The organism is Pseudomonas sp. HN2 (genome assembly GCF_020736465.1).
Taxonomy (GTDB): domain Bacteria; phylum Pseudomonadota; class Gammaproteobacteria; order Pseudomonadales; family Pseudomonadaceae; genus Aquipseudomonas; species Aquipseudomonas moraviensis_A.
Genome location: NZ_CP085885.1, coordinates 3,014,190 through 3,036,486, shown reverse-complemented (window position 1 = coordinate 3,036,486; position 22,297 = coordinate 3,014,190). Strand labels below are relative to the sequence as shown.

The following is a 22,297-nucleotide window of genomic DNA, read 5'->3' as shown; positions in this document are numbered from 1 at the left end:
ACAAGCGCCACAAAAAAGCGAACCTTACGGTTCGCTTTTTTTATGTCTGCGGGTAAATTCACTCCCCCGCCAATTCCCGCAACTGCGCCAATGTCTGCTCATCCAGGGCAATCCCTTCCAGCATCGACCGACTGCGCTGCCAATGCCGCCGATCCCCCGGCAACCGCTTGAGCCCGACCCCGTGCATCTGTCGCACCAGTTCCTCGCTGCGCTGGGCAAAACTCTGCCCCGCGGCTTTGCTCGGATCAATCACAATCAATAACTGCCCCGTCCACGGAGTCTTTGCGCCGGGATGGTTGGACCAGTCGAACTCGAAGGAAAAATTGCCACCGGTCAACGCCGCTGCCAGTAACTCGACCATCATCGACAGCGCCGAACCTTTGTGCCCGCCAAACGGCAGCAATGCGCCGCCTTCGAGAATCGCCCGGGGATCCTGGGTGGGCTGACCCAAGCTGTCGACGCCCATCCCGGCCGGGAGTTTTTCGCCTTTGCGCGCAGCGATCTGCACGTCGCCATGGGCGATGGCACTGGTGGCCAGGTCGAAAACGATCGGGGCGGCATTGGCTCGTGGCGCGGCAAAGGCGATCGGATTGGTGCCGAACAGAGGCCGGTCGGCACCATGCGGGACAACGCAGGTCATGCTGTTGACCACGCTCAGCGCCACCAGACCTTCGTCGGCGAACGGCTCGACATCCGGCCACAACGCGGCGAAGTGATGCGAGTTACGAATCGCCAACACTGCAATCCCGGCGTGACGCGCCTTTTCCACCAGCAATGCTCGCGCAGCGGCCAGCGCGGGCTGGGCAAAACCATTGCCGGCGTCGACCCGGACAAAACCGGGCGCGACGTCTTCGACCTGCGGCACTGCCTGACCATTGACCCAGCCGCTTTTCAGGGTCGAGACGTAGCCGGGCATGCGGAATACACCATGACTATGGGCGCCATCGCGCTCGGCGCCGGCACAGTTGGCCGCCAGCACCCGGGCGACTTCGCTGGAGGTGCCGTGGCGCAGGAAAATCGCTTCAAGCAGTTGCGTGAGTGCTTCGAGGGATAACGTGGGCGAGCCCTGATCGTGTAGCGCAGACATCTGAAGCTCCAGAATGATTATTGGAGGGAACAACAGCGTACGGTCGATTTGCCCACCGATTAACCCCGCCGGAGCCGTCGGCTGTCAACCCTTTGATCGCTCGGCGATCACTGGCTGAGCCGACTGCATCTTTTGATCCGGCGTGTGCGGTAACTATCTACCGCACCTGCTCCGGCTCACAGACCTACTGTTGAGTCCCTGCCCGATGGCGCCGCGTTCAGAGCACCGATGATGTCCAGTTCTACTGCTCCACTGCTGTTTCCCGAGATTCTGAAGTCCGCCGGCCTGCAGGCCGACCTGGCTGCACGCCACGGCCTCAACAGCAAGGATTTCGACTGGCTCGCACACGTACAACTGGCGAGCCACGCCCTGCGTAGCGCACAAACCCCGCCCATGCTGGCCGAACGGATTTTGCTCAACGCCGACAAGCAAGTGCCCGTGCCATTGGCCGGCAGTTTCGTGCTCGGCGCCGGTCCTGACGACAACGGCATGTTTCTGTACACGCCCTACGACGGATTGAAAAAATACAGCGATGACCAAGCGCTTACGCAGGCGTTGCAGGCACGACTGAACAGTGCAGACGAGCAAGATGATCTGTTGGCTTTTCTCAGTGTTTCGCTGCGCAAGGAGCTGGTGGAGAAACGCGGCATTACCGTCACCCGACAAACCATCGACGGTGATGTCTTCGAGGATCAGCAAACAGCGATCACCCATTCGCAACAAGCCTGCGCACGCGACTTGCTCGACGAACTGAAACGCCTGCCTGCGCTTAATGCCCTGCTGGAAAAAATCCTCGGTGAACTGCTCCAGCCGCACTTCGGCGATTTGCCCCAGTCGAGCACCCGCGTGGCTTTTTACGCCGCTACAAAACCCTCCTCCACCGATGCTGGCAGGCACTGGGTCGATTCGCGCTCGCTGATTGAAGCGCTGCTGCTGCATTTTCGCCGTCAGCAATGGCCCCACGGTCAGACCGTCGAGTTTTCCCACCCCGCCCGCCTGCCAGGCACTGATGATCAATTCGCGTGGGCAACCGCTATCACCTCGGCTTCGAGCAAACTGATCATGCTGTTGTTCCGTCAGCTCGAGGGCTACTGGAATGCCGCGTCATTCGAGGGCTCGCCCAGGCGCACCTTCTTCAGCCAGACGCTACAGGACCAGGCGCGCGCCGATCTGATGATCAAGCGCGAAACACAAATCCTCTCCGCCGGCGAGTTCGACGCGCTGCACAGTCTGGTACGTGAGCCGTCCGTGGTGGTACGCCGGCCAACGTTCGAAACCGTGTGCCTGAGCGAACAGACAGCGTCTGTCGAACTGGCCGGCTCGTTGATGATCAATCATGACAAGGCCTATCTCTATACACCCAGCCAGGGCCTGCAGGTACTCACGAACTACGCCGACCTCAAACAGACGCTCACCGCGAAACTGCAGGCTGCCGGGCACGAAGACGAACTGTACGGACTGATGAGTCTGGAAGAGCGCAATCGCTACCTGGGTTTCGCTAACGTCCAGGTGTCCGGGGAAAACATCAGCGGTGAGATCATGCCGACGCTGTTCGAGGCAATTCTTACCAAACAACGTCAGAACATTGAGTTCGTCCTGCAGCGCTATCGCCAGAGCGAACGCACCACAGACGTTCATGCACTCTTCGACAAGGCGCTGGATATCCGCTCGATGATCCATGAGCGGTTGCTCGATCTCGACGTCAATGAGCGCTGGAGTACCCGGCCGTTGTTTACCAGCGCGCCGCCATCCTCACTTGTGCAGGCCGACAAGGCGGCACAATTGGCGACAAGTCTGGGCCGAACGCTGGATAGTCTGACCAGCCACTTCAAAGACCAGCCGACCGCGAACGGCGCCGAACAGCGCACTTTTCTCGAAGGCATTCTCTGGAAGCTCGCGCAGGCGTTCGAAGATGGCTTGCGCGGTGAGGCGTTCGTGCGAAGTGTCAGCGGATCATGGCGGGAGGCGGAACGAAAAATCGTCGATACGGTGTTCGATGCCCGGCATCCGACACGCAGCGATCGCCAGTCACTCAACGGTTTTCGCCCGGATGCCTGGTCGCTCACGCTTGATTTTGCCGAGTCCACCGCTGAGCTGCCGCTCGCTTACTGCGTGCTGCTGACCGAACGCGGCGGCATGGACGTCGAGCACTCGGGGCGCGCGATCCTGTGGACACCGGCCATGGGCCTGGAATTGTTCGCCGATATGGGGGTTGCGCAAAAACAGTTGCAACAACGCTTGGACGATAACAATCAGAGTCATACGCTGCTGGAGAATCTGCCAATAGCGCAACGTAGGCTGGACCAGCAATACACACTCGGCAGCTTCCAATTGATTGAGGGCCGTGTGTCCAACGACCGCATGCAGTCGGGCATCGAAGACTTCCTCGCTGAATGCGAAATGCTACGCGTCTGTATCAAGGACCCGGACACATTGGCGGCCTTCCTTGACCGGATGAAGAACGCTGTCATCGATACCGATCTGCGCCGCGCCGTCGATCTTGCACGTACGCTTTCCCGTCATCTGGACTATCCCGACTGGTTGCGCATGGCCTCGGCGACGGAGCAGCGCACACAACTCGCCCTGCTGGATGAACTGCGGCGCGCCTTTATCGAGGGCAAGGATTTTCTCGATGAGGTCCCGACCCTGGCCAGTTATATCGAGCAAACCCTGAAAAGCCTGCTCGACGCCAGATTCCCGGGCAACGGGCTCAAGCCAAAGGATATCCAGATCACTCCGAACCTGACGCTGGCTGGCCCGGCCTGCGACCTTCTGGAGTTCGCCCTGCATCACTACAACGTTGTGCAGGACAGCGGTTTCAAAGTGACCTCGAACATAGCCACCGCATTACCGAAAGATTTCGCCCAGACCGCCGTACGGCAATTACTGCAATCGCTCGACATCGCCACAACCTACACGGCAAAAGTGACCCAGGCGCTGTCCGGCGACAGCACGGCTGCACGCATCAGCAAGAAGCGGTTTTTACGCCAGTTGCCTTGGCAATTGATGCAGCACGCCCACTCGATGAAGTTGCAGCAACAACTGTCGGACATCGGCTACGACTTCATTTGTCAGGTACTCGACATGCCGGACGGGATAGCGCGGGCCATGGTCGTGGATGCTCACGCGATCGCCTGCCCGCTGTCGTTGATCAAGACCGCGGGCGCTGATGGCGTCGACACGCTCGGCCTGTACGTCTTCGGACCGGGCGCGGGGCAGACAGGCCCGCGGGTGCTCTATGCGCCTTACTCCAGATGCGTATTTCGCGAGTTCGAGAACGAAGCGCAACTGATCGAAGCAGTGAATACGCCCGGGCATTTCCAGGACCTGATCATCCGGCGTCTGCCGGACGGGCAGCAGGCCATCTTCAGGAATCTGCTGAAAACGACGATCGGCAAACCCAGCGAGATCACCCTTCAAAGCACGCCCATCAACGGCAATGTGCTTGATCGGTTGCACAAGGACACCCTCAACCTTCTGCCACAACTGCTCAGCAGCCAGCCACAGATCAATGCCCAAGCGGATTGGGAAGCAGCCAGGTTTCTCTTCAGTCAGGGCGTCCGGCTGGTGCCGCACTTGTTGCCGGGGAAACTGGCCTCTTTGCTGTTCCTCTGGAAAAGCTATCAGGACTTCAAGGAGTCCGCCGAAGACCTCCAGGACCACCATTGGGCCAACGGCCTGAAAAACTTCATCGAGGGTGCCATTTCGCTGTTCAGTCTGGGACGCTTGTCATGGGAGACCGAGGCGCAGACAGCCACCAGCGAATTTGCCGCTGAGGCGCAGACAGATAGCACCGTAAAGGTTGCCTCGCGTTGGGCAAAACCACCGCCCGCCTCGCCCTCCCGCGTTGACTTGCAGCCCTTTGAAACCAGCAAGGCGCTGAAAGACCTCAAGCTTGAGAGCAATCGGCTGGTTTATCGGGACTCCGCCACAACTGACCAATACGTGGCGATTGCCGGCAAGGTCTATCCAGTCGTTCAGGCCGAGAAAACATGGTTCCTGCGCAAAGAAGATCGCAGCCAAGGGCCGGCACTGGCAGAGAAGAATTCAAGGCTGGTGATTGCACAGGCCGGCCAGACCGTGCAGCGCTGTCGCAGGAAGGGGCCGGCCGAACTGCAAAAGCAAGTCGAGGATAGCCGCTCGATCACCATGTACATCCAGGCCAAAGGGATGGCGCAGATCAACCGTCGCTCACCTGCCAGGGCCTTTGTGATACAGCAAGCGGTCACCCGGGCAAGAACCTATGCGCTCAATTGTCTGCATAACTTTGTCATCCATCGCGACAACCTGGGGGGCACACGGGTGGAGAAGGTGCTCAGGAGCATTCTCGATGTGCCTCACATCACGCCCGCGCTGCAGAGGAAATTCGAAAAGGTGATCATCCCGCTGTGCCGTGAGCTGACGGATCCCGAGGATGATCTGCTTTACACAGAGCGCTTCTTTGCCGGCCTGAACCAGCGCTACGGCGACGATACGGTTGCCTTCGTTTTCAAACAGGACCGCAAGAAGATCGTCCACTTCACCGAACATTTCTTCAATCCGGCGCTGGATGTCTACACGGCCTTCCTGCCTCCAAGATTCAATGTGGACTCACACGCACGTGCGGTCACCCTGATCCATGAACTTTCGCATCTGGTCTGCGATAGCGAGGATCTGGTCTCCCTTGACGCGATGGCCCCCTTTCCGGGCCTCATCGATACCACCACTGCGGACGGACAGCTGCTCAAGGATGATCTGGATAGCCGCCGTCAATCGCTCTCGCGCGCTACGCCTTCTGCACAATTGTTCGCGAGTAAAGACGAGACGGGCGCCTGGGTGGGCATGGATAAGATAACGTCGCAAGCCGATGACTACGAAAAAATTCTCAGCCTGACCAAAACCAGGAATCTTGCAGACGCGCGTAAAGCGTTCCGCAATCCGGTGTCTGACGAAGCACGCGTTGACGTGATACTCGCCAACGCTGACTCGATCGCGTTGCTCATCAGCGAATTGGGCCAGAAACTCGATCCGCTTCCGGCTCCCATCCCGTTGCCTGCGCCGACCGCAACCGTATCCAAAACCGCGCAACCCGAGAGGTGAACAAAAAAAATGCGCTGGCTCGACACCAGCGCACTTCTGTATCAGCCAACAGTGAAGGCTTAGTCCTTCTGATCACGCAGGATATTGCCAGAGGCGCCATCGATGCGGAATTCATAAACAACGCCGTCGGCCTTGCGCCCTTCACCTTCCCAGTAACCGTCGTTGTCGGCGCTGATCTCATAGATTTCGACATAACCAGCCTTGGTCTTGGCGGTGTCGATGGCTTTTTCGATGGTGATCCAGCCTGCGCCTGGCTTGTCCGCCAGAGCGGCACCGGCGCTGAGCAAACCGGCAGTGGCAATCAGGGCTGCGAAAGTCTTTTTGATCATTTTTTCACTCCATTTATGGATAGTAGGCAGTTGCTTCCTGTTTTTTTGGGCGTCACAGGGAAAAATAAGTTCCACGTTGATGGGTAAATGCCATGACGGATGTTCTCGGCAACCCGCCGGCGAGGTTAGAATGCGCTAAATCAGGACGAGTCAATGACCCAAGACACTCTCTCGGAAGCCGAATACGATGCGATCACCGATGCCGCCGCGCATTGGTGCATGCGCCTGCACGCCGCTGACTGCACGGACGAGGAGCGTCGCGCGTTTGAAGCCTGGCACGATGCGCATCCCCTGCATGCCTTCGAATACGAAGCCATGCAGGAAATCTGGGAAGTGGCCGGGGACCTGCCTCGAACCGAGCCTGAGGCACTCGCTGCGCAACGCAAGCCTTCGCGTTCGTGGCGCAAGTTTGCGGTCATTGTCGGCGCCTGTGCCGTCGCCCTGCCGCTCGCGGCTTACAGCGGCTGGAGTCTGGGCTGGCTGCCCGACAGTTATCAGCATTACGCCGCCACCGACCGCGTCCGTCAGGTCACCTTGAGTGATGGCAGCCAGCTGGAACTCAACCTCAACACCGAACTGACCTTCAGCAATTACAAACATGAACGCCGCGTGACCCTGAACAAGGGCGAGGCGTTTTTTAACGTCAGTCACGACACCGCGCATCCGTTCGTGGTGCGTGCCGGCGAAGGCAGGATTCGCGTGACCGGTACCCGATTCAACGTGTGGATGTATGAAGATCAGGTTCGGGTAAACCTGGTCGAAGGTTCGGTACTGGTCAGCAGCAACCGCGATCTACCGGGAGACGGCCTGCGCCTGGCGCCATCGATGCAGGCACGCTACCGACATGGTGATTACGCGCCGCAAATCAGCCAGACCTACCCTGGCGACACTTCGCTAGCGTGGCGCAGCGGCCGACTGGTGCTCGATAACCTTGCCCTTCACGACGCCCTGCCGTTGATCAATCGTTACCTCGACAAGCCCTTGATGCTCGCCGACACCAGCACCGGCGCGATTCGCGTGGGCGGCGTCTACAACATCAATGAGATGAACAACCTGGCGAACAGCCTGCCGAAAGTGCTGCCGGTCTACCTGACCCGCAACAAGGAAGGCAACCCGGTGATCAACTCGATGCCGCAACGCCCGCCGAAAAGCTGAAGGCCGCGTCCCTTGCGGGAGGCGGCCTTCGTTTGTTGCGGGCGATCACTGCTTTAGTGCGCCGCCACCTTCCCTGCCTGATCCTGTGCCTCCTGAATCGTCTGCACCTGATATTGCGGATCTGCCTGGATCTGCTGTTCGGTGAAGGGCAGGACACTCCATTGTTTCTTCGAAAACGCTTCGGTTTGATCGCGCGAATACTTCGACGCCGGATCACTGGAGAGTGAAAATGCCAGCAGCCCTTGGGCATGCGGGCCTTTTTCATCGAAGCTCACCACTTGCAGGTAGCTGGTGCCGCTGACCACCTCAAGTTTTCCGTCCTCCCGGGGCACGCTTTGCATCGCGTTGTAGATACCCAGCGTACCCGGCCCGCCATGGATGGGCGTTTGCTGCCCGCCGCTGCTGACCACCTGAATGTCGCCCCAGCGTGCGTCTGCTTTCAGACCCATCTTGCCGGTCAGCTGGACCGACGCCAGCATCGCTTCGCGTAGCGCTTTGGCAACTGCAGGCTGCTCGACCGCCAGACCACGCGGGGTGTTTTGCGCATCTGCGGGGTTGAACGCCACGCGCCAGATGTCCGGCGATTCAAGCAGCGCCTGCATGATGTTCTGGAAGTGCACCAGACCGAGGCCGGAATCCAGATTGGCGCGACCATCCCAAGCCTTGAGGCTGGCGCACGCAGATTTCAGTGTCGCGGCGTCGCTACCGAGATCGGTTGCGCAGAACTTCAGCAGGTCGGGCATGACCTGCGCGGCCAGATAGACCTGATCGTCCATGACCATGTGCTGCAGATCCTTGATCGCCAACGGGCCTTTTTTGCTCAGCTCAGCCAAACGATCAAGTGCGAATCGCGAGCGCAGGCCCAGTGGTTGTGCGTCCTGGCTGATCAGCGGCGAATAGCCGGTGAGCGGTTGCGCCGGGTTGGCCAGCCATGCGGAATCGTTGGAGTGCTGAACGAAATCCTTGCGCAGCAGTTGCGGTAACTGGCTGGAAGCGAATATGCCCTTCTGCGCCGCTTGCGGATCGACATCCCAGGCACAGCCGCTATGGGAGCCGTCCAGAACAATCATGCGCAGGCCGAGGCGCGGGTCGCTGCACTTGGCGAGTTTTTCCGCGCTGACATTCGGCACCACCGACAGGTTCATGTACAGCGTCTGGCCCTTGTCATCGACCGCCAGAGTGTTGACCCAGGGAATGCCCTGGATCTTGTGCACTGCGTCTTGCAGATCCTTGATGTTGCTGGCCTGGTTCATCGCATACCACTGTTTAAGCACGCGATCGTTATCAAGGTTCGCATCGCGCAAGCTGTAGGCGTATTGCTTGTCCCAATCGAGCTTGCCCGGCCACTGCACGATCGGCCCGAACTGCGAGCTGTAGATGTCGCGCGCCACCGGTGCGACCTGACCGTCAGCCTGCTTGACCTGCACGGTGACCGTTTGTTTGCTCAGTGGCAGCGACTTGCCGTCCAGAAGGTAACGTGTCGAATCCTTCGGATCGAGTTGCAGACGATAGAGCGTGAAGTGTTTCGACGAATCGACCGTGTGGGTCCAGGCCAGATGCTGGTTGAAGCCGATATTGATCATCGGCAGACCCGGCAAAGCGGCGCCCATGACATCGAGTTTGCCGGGGATGGTCAGGTGCATCTGGTAGAAACGCATGCCGCCGACCCACGGAAAATGCGGATTGGCCAGCAACATGCCACGGCCGTTGAACGAGCGCTCGCTGCCGACCGCCACGGCGTTACTGCCACGATCGAGAGCGAAACGCTGCTGACGTGCGTCGGCCAGCTGAAATGTCTGGGTGTCGTGCTTCACCTGCGCGGTAGCTTGCGGCGGCGTCGCGCCAGCAAGGGCTTCGGCGAACTGGCCCACTCCCCCTTCCACCAGCAAGCGCCGCGTCAGCTTGACCAGATCGTCGGTACTGATGTCGCGTACCCATTCCCCTTGGCATTGCTGCGGCAACCCTTGCTGACGGCGTTCAGCCAGAGAGCGGTTGTACCCGGCGGCATAACCCTCGACCAGATCGCGCACCTCGGCCGGTTGCGCCTGCCAGAACGAATGGACGGATTCAGGGCTGTTCAGCCAGGTAAAAAACACGTCGCTGACGCGGTTTTGCCGTTGCTCGACGGTGAACTGCTCCGGGCCGAAATAACGGGAACGCTGACCATTGACGGTCACGATCTCGTTGGCCAGCAGACACAGATTGTCCTGGGCATAGGCATAGCCGATGCCGAACCCCAGACCGCGTTCGTTTTCGGCGCGAATGTGCGGCACGCCAAAACTGGTGCGGCGAATGTCCGCGCGGGTGTCTGCAGCCGGACTCAGTGCATGGGCCGACAGGCTAAGTCCGAATAAGGTGCCGGCGAGGGCCAGCCCGGTGAGTTGCCTGGAAATAATCACGCTCGCTCCTGCTCGAAAGGTCGATTGCCCCTGCGTCCACGCGCAATGAGCCTGTCGAAGAAACGAAGCTGAGGAAAAAAATTTAGCGGGCAATCCATCGGGGCAAGGCCGGCATCACAAGGCCAAGACGAATTAGCGACGAAATTTCTACATCTTTTCTTTCATGATTTGTCGTGCTGAAACGTCTTGTTTAGAGAGCGCAACAAAACCTTTCCCGATCTGGCTCTGAAAAGGAGTAATCGCATGTACAACTCGCAACTACCATCGGACGGTAGCCAGACGCCACAGGGCGTTTCCATGAGTTCGCACACTGGCAATTTCACCCAGCGCGGCGAGCGTCCGGGCAATGAGCGTATTCGCGTTCTGCTGAAGAGTTTCGGCCTGCGCACCAGCCTGATTCGCCTGAAAGTCATCGACGCCCTGCTGGTGGCGGCACAGAGCGATCGGCGTCTGGGCGTGCGCGGTGTGCATAGCCAGTTGCTGGATCTGGACGTGCCGTTGTCGTTTCTGAGCGTGCGCGAAGTGCTTAAACGCTTGTGCGCCGAAGGCGTGATCACCATCAACGCCGACAAGAGTTACAGCCTGCACCCACAGGCTGCAGCGGTCCTCAACCACGATTGAGGCCCTGGCTGTTCGCCGTCAGGGCTTGACCTTGCGGCGCATCACGCCGTTGATCACCACCACAACCACGGCCACACCGATCGCCACGTACTGGAAGGTCTTCTCGGTGATCATGCCGGCGTTTTGCAGCCAGGACAGGCCCAGCATGATCGCCAGTACGGACAGAGCGATCAGAATCGAATAAATCAAGCGTTGCTTCTGGGTCATTGCGGTTTCCTGAAACGTTGGAATGTCTGCGTTTGCAAGCCATACGCTTGCCGGATCACGTGAGGTGTCGGGGCAAACGGGGATGCCATGTTACAGGCGCTGAAGATTTTTGGCTGCATGACCGCCCAACCTCGAAGCACGGCCCGCCCGGCTGATCGACTGCAAACAATGCCCGCACTGTCGCGGGCATTGTTGTTTATGCCGAGTGGCCGCAGGTAAACATGTTATGTGCCGCGCCGATCCATTAAACATGTCGTAAGTTTTTGAAATCTGCTGACGCAGCAAACGCCTAGGTGCGCTGCGCGTCTGCGCCTAGGCTCTGCGAACTTCCTACAACCGATAAACAGGGACGTTCATGCAGAGAACACTTATAAACATCGGCCCCCGACAGGTAGCCGGTTTCTGTCTGGCGCTGACCGCTTTCGAACTGCTCACTTACATGGCCAGCGACGTGATCATGCCGGCGATGCTCGACGTCACAACCGAACTCGAGGCGGACGCGCGGCATGTTCCCCATGCCTTCAATCTTTACCTGTTGGGTGGAGTCTGCCTGCAATGGTTACTCGGCCCGTTGTCCGATCAATTTGGCCGACGACCACTGTTGTTGATCGGCAGCGCGCTGTTCGGCGTCTCGTGCGCGGCGGCTTTCTTGACTGACAGCATTGAAGCTTTCAACCTGTTGCGCCTGTTGCAGGGCATGGGGCTGGGCTTCGTCGTCGCAGTCAGTTACCCGGCATTGCAGGAGGTATTCTGCGAAGCCGACGCCGTCAGACTCATGGCGCTGCTCGGCAATGTTGCCTTGTTGTCGCCCCTGCTCGGGCCGCTACTGGGAATCCTCTTGCTGGAATGGCTGAGCTGGCGGGAAATCTTTCTGCTCCTCGGCTGCGCAGCGGCGCTGGTCTGGCTCGGCCTGTTGCTGTGGATGCCGGAAACCGTGGGCGTCGAGCGCCGCGATGGTTATCGAAATGCCCGCGTGCCCTTCTCCTGGCGACGCACTTCGCAACGCTATGCCGCGCTGCTCGGCAATCCGCGTTTTCTTTGCGCGAGCCTGGCGCTCGGCCTGATGAGTCTGCCGCTGATTGCCTGGATCGGCCTGGCGCCATTGCTGCTGGTGCGGGTTCTGCAACTGCCGCCATTGGAATATGGCCTGTGGCAGATCCCGGTGTTCTCGGCGGTCATCGCCGGCAATCTGATTCTCGACCGCTTGCTGCACACACATTCGTTGCCGCAATTGCTTCAATGGGCGCTTTGGCCGTTTTGTCTGGGCCTGGTGCTGCTGGCGGCGTGCGCGTTGCTCGGCGCGGGACTGGGTCCCGTGGTGGCGAGCCTGGCGTTGTACGCCGTCGGGCTGGGCATGAGCAATGCGGTGGTTTATCGCCTGGCGCTGTTTTCCAGTGATGACAGCAAAGGTCTGGTGTCAGCGCTGACCGGGATGATCTCGATTGCCGTGATGGGCCTCGGCGGCTCATTGATTGCCGCCATCGGTGGCGGCAGTCGTCTGGAATATTTCGCTCTCTGGGCCGCATTCGGCGGGCTCATGTGCCTGCCTTTGATGTACCGGCTCTTGCAAACCGCCACGCCTGATGTGGCCTCGCCTCAATAAGGAACATTGATGACTCACCTACCCTATGCCGACGCGCTGTGCGCGTTGCCGCGACCCTATTGCCCGGATTCAGCCCAGGCCGGTCTGTTCGATCGGGCGATGACTGAAATCAGCCGTTTTCACTGCGATTACACACCGGGTTACAGCCACTGGCTCAACGCCCATGGGCTGTCGCCACAAAACCTCAACAGCCTCGATGACTGGTCACGTCTGCCGCCGATTTTTGCCAGCTTCTTCAAACAGCACCTGCTGCTGAGCAGCACTGGCACAGACGCCCTCGGGCTGACGTCGTCGGGCACCAGCGGCCAGAAAAGCCGAATGCGCTATGACGAGCGCAGCCTGGCGCGGGCGCAATCGATGGTCGCGCACATATTCCGTCATTACCGCTGGGACACGCCGGACACACCGTGCAACTACCTGCTGCTGAGCTACGAACCCGCAGGCCGCATTACCCTCGGCACTTCGTTCACCGATCAGTTTCTGTGTCGGTTCGCCCGGGCCAACCGGGTGTTCTACGCCTTGCGCAACACCGGTAGCGGCCACCAGTTCGACGTGTTCGGGGTGATCGCCGCGTTGCAATCATTCGCTGAAGAAGGTTTGCCGGTGCGGGTCTTCGGCTTTCCGGCGTTTTTGTGGCAGACCCTGCAACGCATGCAGGACACTGGTGTGCAGGATCTGCAACTACCCACCGGTTCGCTGGCCTTTTTTGGCGGTGGCTGGAAAACCCAGGCTGCGCAGGAAATCCCCAAACAGCAGTTCTACGCCCATATCCATCGACAACTGGGCATCGAGCCCGCCCGCTGCCGCGATGGTTACGGCGCTGTCGAGCACGCCGTGCCTTATATCGAATGCGCCCGTCACCGGTTTCATGTGCCGGTGTACTCCCGGGTGCTGATTCGCAACCCAGCGGATTTATCCCTGCTGCCCTACGGCCAACCAGGTCTGCTCGGCTTCGTCTCGCCCTATATCACCTCCAGTCCGGCTCACGCCGTGGTCATGAGTGACCTCGCCACGCTGCACCCGGGTGCAAGCTGCGGCTGCGGATTGACCGGCGACTGGTTCGAACTGCACGGCCGCGCCGGCACCTCGGCGGGCAGAAGCTGCGCAATGGCCGCCGCCGAATTACTGGGAAGTCACTGATATGTATCTGATCAATGGACAGCTGCATCACACCTGCAGCCTCGAGCATGCGCTGGAAGATCTGCAACGGCAGTTGCCGCAACGCCTGGCGACGGCACTCGACAGCAACACCGTCATCAAGGCCGTCGCCGGGTTTGCAGAACATCTGCGTAACACCGCCACGGACCTGCCCCTCGACAGCGAACAGCGGCAAGCCCTGATCGATTTCTGCCAACCCGACGCGTTGCAGCACAAACGCCGGCGCGAACTCGGCGTCGATGCCGATTCCCTGCGCCGTATCGATTATCGTCAGCCACGCTTCGAAGCCTGGCGCCCGCTCGGGCTGGTGGTGCACATCACCCCCGCCAATGCGCCGCTGCTGGCGTTCTGCGCGGTGGTTGAAAGTCTGCTCGCCGGCAACGTCAACTGGTTGCGCCCCAGCCGCAGCGATCAGGGCCTGACGGCACGCCTGCTCTGCGCCTTGGCGAACTGCGACGCAGGCGGGCAACTGGCCGGTTACGTCGCGGTGATCCCGGCCGAGACCGGGCAGATCGGCCAACTGTGCAAGCACGCCAACGGCGTCGCGGCATGGGGTGGCGACGCGGCCCTGCAGGCCATTCGGCAACAACTGGCGCCGGGTTGCCGCTGGATCGATTGGGGCCATCGCATCAGTTTCGTGTACCTGACGCCCGAAACCGCCACGCCGCAGATGCTTGAAGCGGTGGCCGATGAAGTCTGCCGACTGGATCAGCAGGCCTGCTCGAGCCCGCAATGGCTGCTGGTGGACAGCGATGATCCGCAGATTGTGCGCGGCATCGGTGAACAGTTGGCGCAAGCCTTCGAGCGTCGCCACGCGGCCTGGCCCGCACTGGCGCCGACACTTCAGGAAGCTTCACAAATCACCACGCACCTGCAAATGGCCCGCCTCGGCCAGAGTTTCGCCGAACACACCGGGCAGGTTTGGGCCGGCGCGGGCTGGCGGGTGATCTGGCGCCACGACCGGCAACTCGCGCCGTCGCCGCTGTTTCGCAGTGTCTTGCTGCACCCGGTGCCGAAGGCTCTGCTGAGCGCGACGCTGTTGCCCTGGCGCAACGTGCTGCAAAGCTGTGCGCTGGTGTGTGCGCCGGCATCCATCGCCGGGCTGACCCATGCGCTGATCGGTGCCGGCGTTACGCGTATCGCACCGATCAGCAGCATTCACGACGGTTACCAAGGCGAACCCCATGACGGTGTCTATGCGCTGCAACGTCTGAGTCGTCGGGTATCGGTGAGTCTGGCGGCCACGCAATTGCCAAGACAGGCCCGTCTCGATGTAGCGCCATTACCGCCGAAGTCGTGCGCTCCGATCATGGACAAAGCGGCCTTCATCGCCCAACCCATCAATGCTCAGGCGCAGTTGTATTTTCGCTCCGGCGGCACCAACGGCACCCCTGCGCTGGCTGGCTACAGTTATCGCGATTTCGATCGTCAGATGCGCGCAACGGCTGACGGCCTGTTCGCCGCCGGCCTCGATCCGGCGCGGGATCGGGCCATGAACCTGTTCTACTGTGGCGGGCTGTACGCCGGCTTTCTGAGCCTCAACAAAGCGCTGGAATGCCTGCAGGTGCCGCATCTGCCCATGGCCGCCCCGGCCGACGAAGACTATCGGGAAATTGCCCAATTGATTATCGAACAGCGGGTCAATGTGCTGGTCGGCATGCCCGGCACGCTGCATCGCCTGTTCCTCAACGAGCAGGAGCGTCTGCGCGCTTATGGCGGGGTCGAAAAGGTCTTCATGGGTGGCGAGCACCTCAGCGAGCAGAACCGTGAATTGCTCCGCAGTTGTGGCGTCGTGCTCATTCGCTCGGCGATCTACGGCAGCGTCGATGCCGGCCCGCTTGGCCATGCGTGCCAGGCTTCAGCGGACGGGGTGTTCCATTTGATGAATGATATCCAGCAGCTGGAAATCGTCGCGTTAGATGAGGATGTAACGATTGTCGATGATCAAGTCGGCCGGCTGGTGGTGACCTCGCTCGCCCGCGACGGCGGCCAGCGCGTTGAGCGGTATGAGCTTGGCGACACCGGGCGCTGGCTGCCGGGCGTTTGCGCCTGCGGACTGCAGTCGCCGCGCTTCGAACTGTTGCAACGCCACGGCACGCTGCTGCGTATCGGCACTTACTTTATCTCTCTGAGCGAACTGGCGACACGACTGCAAGTTCCGTTTCAGTTGCGTCTGGATCACAGCGCCGAGGGCATCGAGCGGCTGCAAGTGCACAGCGAACTTGCAGCCGACGCGGTCAGGGCACGGCTCGCCAATAATTCGACCCTGATGAGCGCCGTCGACACCGGAGTACTGGTTCTGCACATAGAACAATGCTCGCCCGTGGCTTTCATTCAGAACAAATACAGCGGCAAGACGCCGTTGGTCATTGACTCTCGCCGCTGACGTTCGAACGTGAGCTGGCTTATTCGAAACAAGAAGAAGACATCGTGAAAAAAAACCACCCGATTGGCGAATTGATGGGCTTTGTCCGTCAGCATTCGCCCTACTACAAGAATTGTCTCGCCGAGGTTCCAGAGGCGCTCAACCGACTGAGCGAATGGCCTGTGCTCGATCCTGCAGGATTCTGGACTGGCAGCGAGAACCTTGATGAATGGGCAGTCTTGACTGCCCCCGTACGGGCTGCGCTGGTCTTCAAGACCGGCGGGTCAACCGGTGGCGGCCGACTGTCGGTCTATACGCGCGCTGAATGGCAACGCACGGCCGAGGACTTCGGCCGCAGTCTCAGCGCGCAATTCACCCCCGGCGACCGAGTAGCCAATCTGTTTTTCGCCGGCGACCTCTATGCCAGTTTCCTGTTTATCCACGATTCCCTGGCCCACGTTACACCGGCTGTCACCGAGTTTCCGTTTACCGGTGACGTTGACCCGGCAAGGCTGGCCGATGCCATCGGGCAACACCGGATCAACGTGCTGGCCGGCCCGCCCGCGCAGCTATTGACCTTTGCCGGTTGGCTCAAGCAACACAAGCGGGCATTGCCGTTGATTGACAGCGTGCTGTACGGCGGGGAGAGCCTGTTCGCCTCGCAACGGCAACTGCTCCGGCAAGTGCTGCCCAACGCGCGCATTGCCTCCATTGGCTACGCCAGCGTCGACGGTGGATTTATCGGTGCCAGCCACCGTGACTGCATGGAGGGCGAACACCGCACGCCTGACGGCCACGTCCTGCTGGAGATCATCGACCCGCACACAGGGGCACGGATCGAGGACTGCGACAAAACCGGTGTGCTGGTATTGACCAACCTCCATCGCCGTTTGATGCCGCTGATCCGCTATCCCGTGGGTGACCTGGCGTGCTGGCGCGAACCGGAGGGCACGGCGCAACGCAAATTCGCGCTGAGGGGCCGCAGCTGTAGCAGCCAGCGCGTGCGGGTCGGGATCCTGTCGCTGATGACGGATGAAATCAGCGACACCGTGAGGTGCACGACTGGCAGCGACGATTGGCAATTGGTGATTGAACAGGCCGACGACGGGGATGTGCTGACGTTGAAATACGTGGCGAACGAACGATCCGCCGGCATCGACGGGACACTCGAGGCTCGTTTGATCGAACTTTACCCGCAGATAACCCCACTGCGAAACGCTCGACTGCTGGAGCTGCGTATCCACAGCTGCGGCTTCGAGGATCTCGTGCGCCATCCTCGCGCAGGTAAAAGCCTGCGAATCGTCGATCATCGCTGCTATGACCAACATGACAGGGAGGTGCGTGATGGAACCGTTGATCCTGCGCAATTACCGTGAGAGCGACGCCACGGCCGTCAGCGAGCTGTTTCGCGAGGTGTACGGCGATCATTACGTACAAAGCGATGTGTATCTGCCCTGCCTGATCAGTCAGAACCATGCCAAAAAACGCTGGCACTCGCTGGTGGCGGTCGAGGGTGAGCGGATTCGCGGCCATGCCACCTTGTACAGGCAAAGCGAAACCTCACACGACGCTGAACTGGCGTTGAGCGCCGTCCATCCTGACACTCGCTGTCAGAACATCGCGACACGCCTGGGCGAGCAACTGCTGACTCATGCGCAGGCTTTGGGCTGTCGCAGCGTGTCCATCAAACAGGTGACCCATCACCCGTACACCCAGCGCATGGCGCTGAATCTGGGATTCCATAACACCGGCCTGTTGCCTGACTTTGTCCACTCGCCTTTCGGCAGCAAGAAACCGGAGTCGGTCGTACTGGGGGTCCGCGCCATCGACGGCTATCAGCGGCCGCTGCCGGAGCAGGCGTGGCCAGCCAGTTGTCGTGTATTCATGGAGCATCTGATGGCTGTGTTCGGTGCCGGCGCCAGCGCAGCGCGTTGGCGCGGAGGCGCGTTTCAGGTTGAGCAGCACGGCAGTCGCCATGAAATGTTGCTGGAAAAACTCGACCCGGAACTGCTGAACCAATTGAGAACGCTGCCCAGGCACTGGCTGATTTCGATCCGTCTGCAACTGTCCCGACAGTTCGCCGTGGATCTGCACAGCCTCAACGCCATCGGTTTTGCCTTCACCGGTCTGGCGCCAGCGCAAGATAACCAGGGCGGCTGGCTGGCGTTGTTTCATCGCGGCTACCGCCCGCGCAAACTGGACTTGCATTGCCCGCACATGCAAGCACTGCATGATCAGACGCAACGGCAAATCACGGGCCGTGATTTACCGCGGGTGTGATCGTGCGGTGGTGAACCGGCATGAGCCTGCTCATTGCGGGCGGGCTTATGCCTTGGCTTTGATGCCCTTGTCGGACGGCACGGCAGCATTGCCTTCGCCGTACGTCTTGAGGTTCTGCAGGACGTAAATGGCTTTTTTGAATTCGGGAATCAGGCTCTTGCCGTAATAGTTGCCGTTCAGACTGTTGGTCTGGATGGCGTCGAGCTGCGTGGCGAAATACTCCAGAGCATTGAACTTGGCCTCCGGGTCTTTCTGCACACCGAAACGATCGAACTTGTCGCCAGCATTGAGCAGGGTGATCGAAGTGATCTCGGAAATCAGTCCACGCCCGCGCAGGAATTCGCTGAGGTTACCCAACTGCTTGACGGACACGTTGGCCGGGTCGAAACCCTTGATCTGCTTGCGCAGACCTTGTTTGTCCATCTCCGCGACGTTCAGCGCGTTCGGATCGTTACCGACCAGCGTCAGCATCTGCTGCACTTTGACGCTCTGCGAAACCTGCTTTTTGGCGCCGGTGTCGCGGACCATAACGCCCGCCTTGCTTTCCCAGGCGCCGGTATAACCGATTGTCATGCGAGAATTCCTTGTGCGATGAGCATGAAATGTCCTTGTACCAGCCATTCGAATGCGCGCAAGTATCGGCTGGCAACATGACAGTACCAACATTTTTGTGTGCTTTTTTACAACTTTCGTACATTCCCGATACAAAGCGGACTACCAGCAAACGTTGCGTTAGAGCGGTCACGGGGATGTAACAAATGTCGTGCGCCGTGGTTGTGTACCCAAGCTGATACCAACCGGTCATCGCCCCGGGTGGTTTCGGCGGGCGAGCAGCTAAAGCTTCCGCCCGAAACGACGATACGCTGTGAACCCCGCCCTGTTTTGTTCCCCTCAGCCAACAACACCGCCGCTCAAGGATCAGTTCCATGCCCGCACTGCGCACTATTCAGGCTCGCTACACGCTGTTTCTGGTTCTGTTTATCCTGTTGTTGTCAGTGCTGACCGTGGTCGGCATCAGTCAATTGGTGGCGCCTACCCTGCGCGATACCGAAGAGAAGATCGTGCTCAACCGCATCGCCGAGGTCGCCGTACAGATCCAGGGCGAACTGAACAAGGTACAGGCGCAGCAACGTAGCATTACCCAGACCATCCCGCTGCTCGACAGCGCCGCCATCGACACGGTGTTGCCGGGCCTGGTGGATCAGTACGGCGAGCTGAAAGTCTTCGGCGGCGGCATCTGGCCTTTGCCGGGCCAGCGTGAAGCCGGGCGCAACAAATTCAGTACCTTCTGGCACCGCGACGCCTCGGGCCAGCTGAAGGTCAACACCTTCTGGAACAGCGACGCCGCACCGAACTACTACGACCAGAGCTGGCACAAGGGCGGCATGGCCACCCCGCGCGGCCAATGCGCCTGGGCCGCGGCCTATAAAGACGACGCCAGTGCCGAGCCGCGCACCAACTGCGCCATGGCCATCTACAAGAACGGCAGTGCATGGGGCGTTTCGACCATCGACGTGACGCTGGGCTTCTTCAACGATCTGGTGGCGCGCAAGGAAAAAGACCTCAACGCCGAGATGCTCATCGTCGAGGCTGACGGCAAGATCATCAGCAACAGCTCGCGCATCAGCGGCCCGATCGTGTTGAAGAACATCAGCGAACTGGCGGCCAGCTCGACTTTCGTCAATCAGATCAAGACCGGCTTGCAGAATCGGGATAAAGCGCAACGTGTCGAGTTCGATAACAACGGTGAAGACGCTACATTTTTCATGCGCCCTATCGAGGGCACACCGTGGTTCCTCGCCACCGCCCTGCCGACCAAAATGCTCACTGCCCAGCGCGACGACGTGCTCCACAGCCTCAGCCTGATCCAGATTCCGCTGGTGATCCTGCTGGTGCTGTTGCAGGTTTACGCGATTCGTAAACTGGTGCAGCGCATGAAGGCACTGAAGGCCAACATCGATTCGCTGTCCAGCGGCGACGCCGACCTGACCCGCCGCATCACCATCCGCGCTGAAGACGAACTGGGTGCCATCGGCCATTCGGTCAACACCTTCATCGCCTATTTGCAGAACATGATCGGCGAAGTCACCCAGGCCACCGGCGCCATGGCTTCGAGCCTCGAAAATCTGCAACGCACTTCGGCGCACACCAGCCAGATCCTGCTGCGTCACGCCTCGGAAACCGACCAGACTGTCACCGCGATCACCGAAATGAGCTCGACCGCCGAAAGCGTCGCGCAGAATGCCGCTGAAACCGCTGCGTTCACTCAACGTGCCAACGAGAACGCCGATCGCTCGCGCGTCGTGGTCGGTGAAGCGACCAACAGCGTAGTCGCGCTGATCGACGAAGTGGCCAGCGCTACACACAAAGTTGAAAACATGCAGCAGGACGCCCAGCGCATCACCGAAATCCTCGGCGTGATCGGCGCGATTGCCGGGCAGACCAACCTGCTCGCCCTCAACGCGGCCATTGAAGCGGCGCGTGCCGGGGAACAGGGTCGTGGCTTTGCGGTGGTAGCGGATGAAGTCCGTGCCCTCGCCGCCCGTACTCAGGCTAGCACCTCGGAAATCAACGAGATGCTGACCCGCCTGACCCAAGGCGTGAGCTCTTCGGTCAGCGCCATGGAAAACACCCAGGCCAGCTGTCAGTCCGCCGCTGACGCCACGGCTCGAGTCAACTCCGGGCTGGACGAAATGGCCGGTTCGGTCAGCCACATCAACAGCCTCAGCACCCAGATCGCCACCGCCGCCGAACAGCAAAGCGCAGTGACCGAAGAGATCAATCGCAGCATGGTGCAGATCCGCCACATGGTCGATGAACTGGTGCAGAGCGGCCAGGCCAGCGAGCTGAATACCCGGCAATTGCTGGAAGCCAACAGCCGCGTGAGTGCGATCATGGGACGCTTCAAGGTTATTTAAGCCAACCGCATACCTGTAGGAGTGAGCCTGCTCGCGATGGCGGTTTGTCGGCCAAGCACTTTGTCGACTGGGATACCGCTATCGCGAGCAGGCTCACTCCTACACTGGTTAGCGTGTCTTGTAGCAACTGGAAACACTCAGTTGATGCCGGGGCGAAAAAACCGGTCAAAATGGGTTCTTTTTGACCGCCACCCGAGTCGGGAGCCTTTTCCATGCGAAGCCAACTGCGTCTGCTCGCCCTGAGCACCCTGTTCATCTCCTCTCTGGCGCAAGCCGCCGAACTGATCCCGATCGAAGTGCACCGCGATGCCAATTGCGGCTGCTGCAAAAAGTGGATCAGCCATCTCGAAGCCAATGGCTTCAAAGTCCAGGGTCACGTCGAAAGCGACATGAGCCGCTTCAAACAGCAGCACGGCGTACCACCGCGTCTGGCGTCCTGTCACACGGCAATCATCAACGGCAAATTCGTCGAAGGTCATGTACCGGCCGATCAGGTGCTCGCGTTGAGCAAGCGCGACGATCTGCTCGGGGTTGCCGCGCCGGGCATGCCAATGGGCTCGCCGGGGATGGAAATGGATGGCATGAGTGACGCGTACCAGGTCATCGGCCTGAAAAAGGACGGCGCTGATGTGGTGGTGGCGGACTACCCGGCCCGTTGATGGGGGCGGCTTACTTCGGCCTGTTCTTTGCGGCGTTTGGGGCGGCGACATTGCTGCCATTGCAGTCCGAGGCATTGCTGGTCGGGCTGATCGTCAGCGAGCGCTATTGGCTGTGGGGTCTGCTCGGGGTGGCGACGCTGGGCAATGTACTCGGTTCGCTGGTCAACTGGTGGCTGGGCCGTGGCATCGAGCGCTTTCAGGATCGGCGCTGGTTTCCGGTCAGCCCTCGACACATGGCCAAGGCGCGCAAACATTACGAACGCTACGGGCACTGGTCGCTGCTGCTCAGCTGGCTGCCGGTGATCGGCGATCCGCTGACCTTGATTGCCGGCGTCATGCGCGAACCACTCGGGCGTTTTCTGTTGATCGTCACGCTGGCTAAAGGCGCGCGCTATGGCGTGCTGGCTTTGCTCACGCTGGGCTGGCTCGGTTGAACC

At 60.2% G+C, this 22,297-nt stretch carries 15 protein-coding genes and 2 pseudogenes; 12 read left to right on the top strand and 5 right to left on the bottom strand.

The genetic code is table 11. The features are described from left to right. Positions 1-58: 58 nt before the first annotated feature. Complete coding sequence (locus LIS66_RS13225; RefSeq protein WP_123420209.1) at positions 59-1,087, bottom strand: Ldh family oxidoreductase; 1,029 nt, start codon at positions 1,085-1,087, stop codon at positions 59-61. Between the two features lie 231 nt (positions 1,088-1,318). Here LIS66_RS13225 and LIS66_RS13220 point away from each other — a divergent pair, with 231 nt between their 5' ends. Then, the gene (locus LIS66_RS13220) at positions 1,319-6,166 is read left to right on the top strand and encodes a dermonecrotic toxin domain-containing protein (RefSeq protein ID WP_227974480.1); all 4,848 of its coding nucleotides are present in this window, start codon (positions 1,319-1,321) and stop codon (positions 6,164-6,166) included. A 59-nt stretch (positions 6,167-6,225) separates the two neighbouring features. On the opposite strand, the gene LIS66_RS13215 is transcribed toward LIS66_RS13220, so the two are convergent. After that, positions 6,226-6,495 carry a PepSY domain-containing protein gene (locus LIS66_RS13215; protein ID WP_042609887.1) on the bottom strand — a complete coding sequence of 90 codons (270 nt, stop codon included), beginning with the start codon at positions 6,493-6,495 and terminating at the stop codon, positions 6,226-6,228. A 153-nt stretch (positions 6,496-6,648) separates the two neighbouring features. On the opposite strand from LIS66_RS13215, the gene LIS66_RS13210 reads away from it, so the two are divergent. Further along, a complete protein-coding gene (locus tag LIS66_RS13210; RefSeq protein WP_083352747.1) occupies positions 6,649-7,650 on the top strand; it encodes a FecR family protein in 1,002 nt (333 codons plus the stop codon). A 53-nt stretch (positions 7,651-7,703) separates the two neighbouring features. Here the strand turns inward: LIS66_RS13210 and LIS66_RS13205 are convergent, their stop codons facing one another. Beyond that, entirely contained in the window at positions 7,704-10,049 is a 2,346-nt protein-coding gene (locus LIS66_RS13205; RefSeq protein WP_227974479.1) for an acylase, read from the bottom strand. A 243-nt stretch (positions 10,050-10,292) separates the two neighbouring features. On the opposite strand from LIS66_RS13205, the gene LIS66_RS13200 reads away from it, so the two are divergent. Next, on the top strand, positions 10,293-10,670 hold the full coding sequence (locus LIS66_RS13200; protein WP_064362215.1) for a fe2+ zn2+ uptake regulation protein: 378 nt from the start codon (positions 10,293-10,295) through the stop codon (positions 10,668-10,670). Between the two features lie 18 nt (positions 10,671-10,688). Here LIS66_RS13200 and LIS66_RS13195 read toward each other — a convergent pair whose 3' ends face one another. Next, the gene (locus LIS66_RS13195) at positions 10,689-10,877 is read right to left on the bottom strand and encodes a hypothetical protein (protein WP_016770563.1); all 189 of its coding nucleotides are present in this window, start codon (positions 10,875-10,877) and stop codon (positions 10,689-10,691) included. Between the two features lie 355 nt (positions 10,878-11,232). On the opposite strand from LIS66_RS13195, the gene LIS66_RS13190 reads away from it, so the two are divergent. The 5 genes from LIS66_RS13190 to LIS66_RS13170 are packed head-to-tail and all read left to right on the top strand — an operon-like array spanning position 11,233 to position 18,283. Further along, a complete protein-coding gene (locus LIS66_RS13190; protein WP_227974478.1) occupies positions 11,233-12,480 on the top strand; it encodes an MFS transporter in 1,248 nt (415 codons plus the stop codon). Between the two features lie 9 nt (positions 12,481-12,489). Then, positions 12,490-13,620 (top strand): acyl-protein synthase, encoded by a 1,131-nt coding sequence (locus tag LIS66_RS13185; protein ID WP_227974477.1) that lies wholly within the window; start codon positions 12,490-12,492, stop codon positions 13,618-13,620. A 1-nt stretch (position 13,621) separates the two neighbouring features. Continuing rightward, a complete protein-coding gene (locus LIS66_RS13180; RefSeq protein ID WP_227974476.1) occupies positions 13,622-16,024 on the top strand; it encodes an aldehyde dehydrogenase family protein in 2,403 nt (800 codons plus the stop codon). Between the two features lie 44 nt (positions 16,025-16,068). After that, positions 16,069-17,379, top strand: a complete 1,311-nt coding sequence (locus tag LIS66_RS13175) for a phenylacetate--CoA ligase family protein (RefSeq protein WP_227974475.1) — start codon at positions 16,069-16,071, stop codon at positions 17,377-17,379. Next, on the top strand, positions 17,348-18,283 hold the full coding sequence (locus LIS66_RS13170) for a GNAT family N-acetyltransferase (protein WP_227974474.1): 936 nt from the start codon (positions 17,348-17,350) through the stop codon (positions 18,281-18,283). Before LIS66_RS13175 ends, LIS66_RS13170 begins: the two co-directional genes overlap by 32 nt. A 45-nt stretch (positions 18,284-18,328) precedes the next feature. On the opposite strand, the gene LIS66_RS13165 is transcribed toward LIS66_RS13170, so the two are convergent. After that, complete coding sequence (locus LIS66_RS13165; RefSeq protein ID WP_042609880.1) at positions 18,329-18,856, bottom strand: hypothetical protein; 528 nt, start codon at positions 18,854-18,856, stop codon at positions 18,329-18,331. 353 nt (positions 18,857-19,209) lie between these two features. Between LIS66_RS13165 and LIS66_RS27960 the strand changes: the two are divergent. From LIS66_RS27960 to LIS66_RS13150, 4 genes and pseudogenes are all read left to right on the top strand, one after another. Next, positions 19,210-20,292, top strand: a pseudogene (locus LIS66_RS27960) (cache domain-containing protein); the annotation flags it as partial. Between the two features lie 381 nt (positions 20,293-20,673). Next, positions 20,674-21,201 (top strand): annotated as a pseudogene (locus tag LIS66_RS27955) (methyl-accepting chemotaxis protein); the annotation flags it as partial. 212 nt (positions 21,202-21,413) lie between these two features. Next, positions 21,414-21,860 carry a DUF411 domain-containing protein gene (locus LIS66_RS13155; protein ID WP_227974472.1) on the top strand — a complete coding sequence of 149 codons (447 nt, stop codon included), beginning with the start codon at positions 21,414-21,416 and terminating at the stop codon, positions 21,858-21,860. Beyond that, complete coding sequence (locus LIS66_RS13150; RefSeq protein WP_083352740.1) at positions 21,860-22,294, top strand: YqaA family protein; 435 nt, start codon at positions 21,860-21,862, stop codon at positions 22,292-22,294. Before LIS66_RS13155 ends, LIS66_RS13150 begins: the two co-directional genes overlap by 1 nt. The last annotated feature ends 3 nt before the right edge of the window (positions 22,295-22,297 follow it).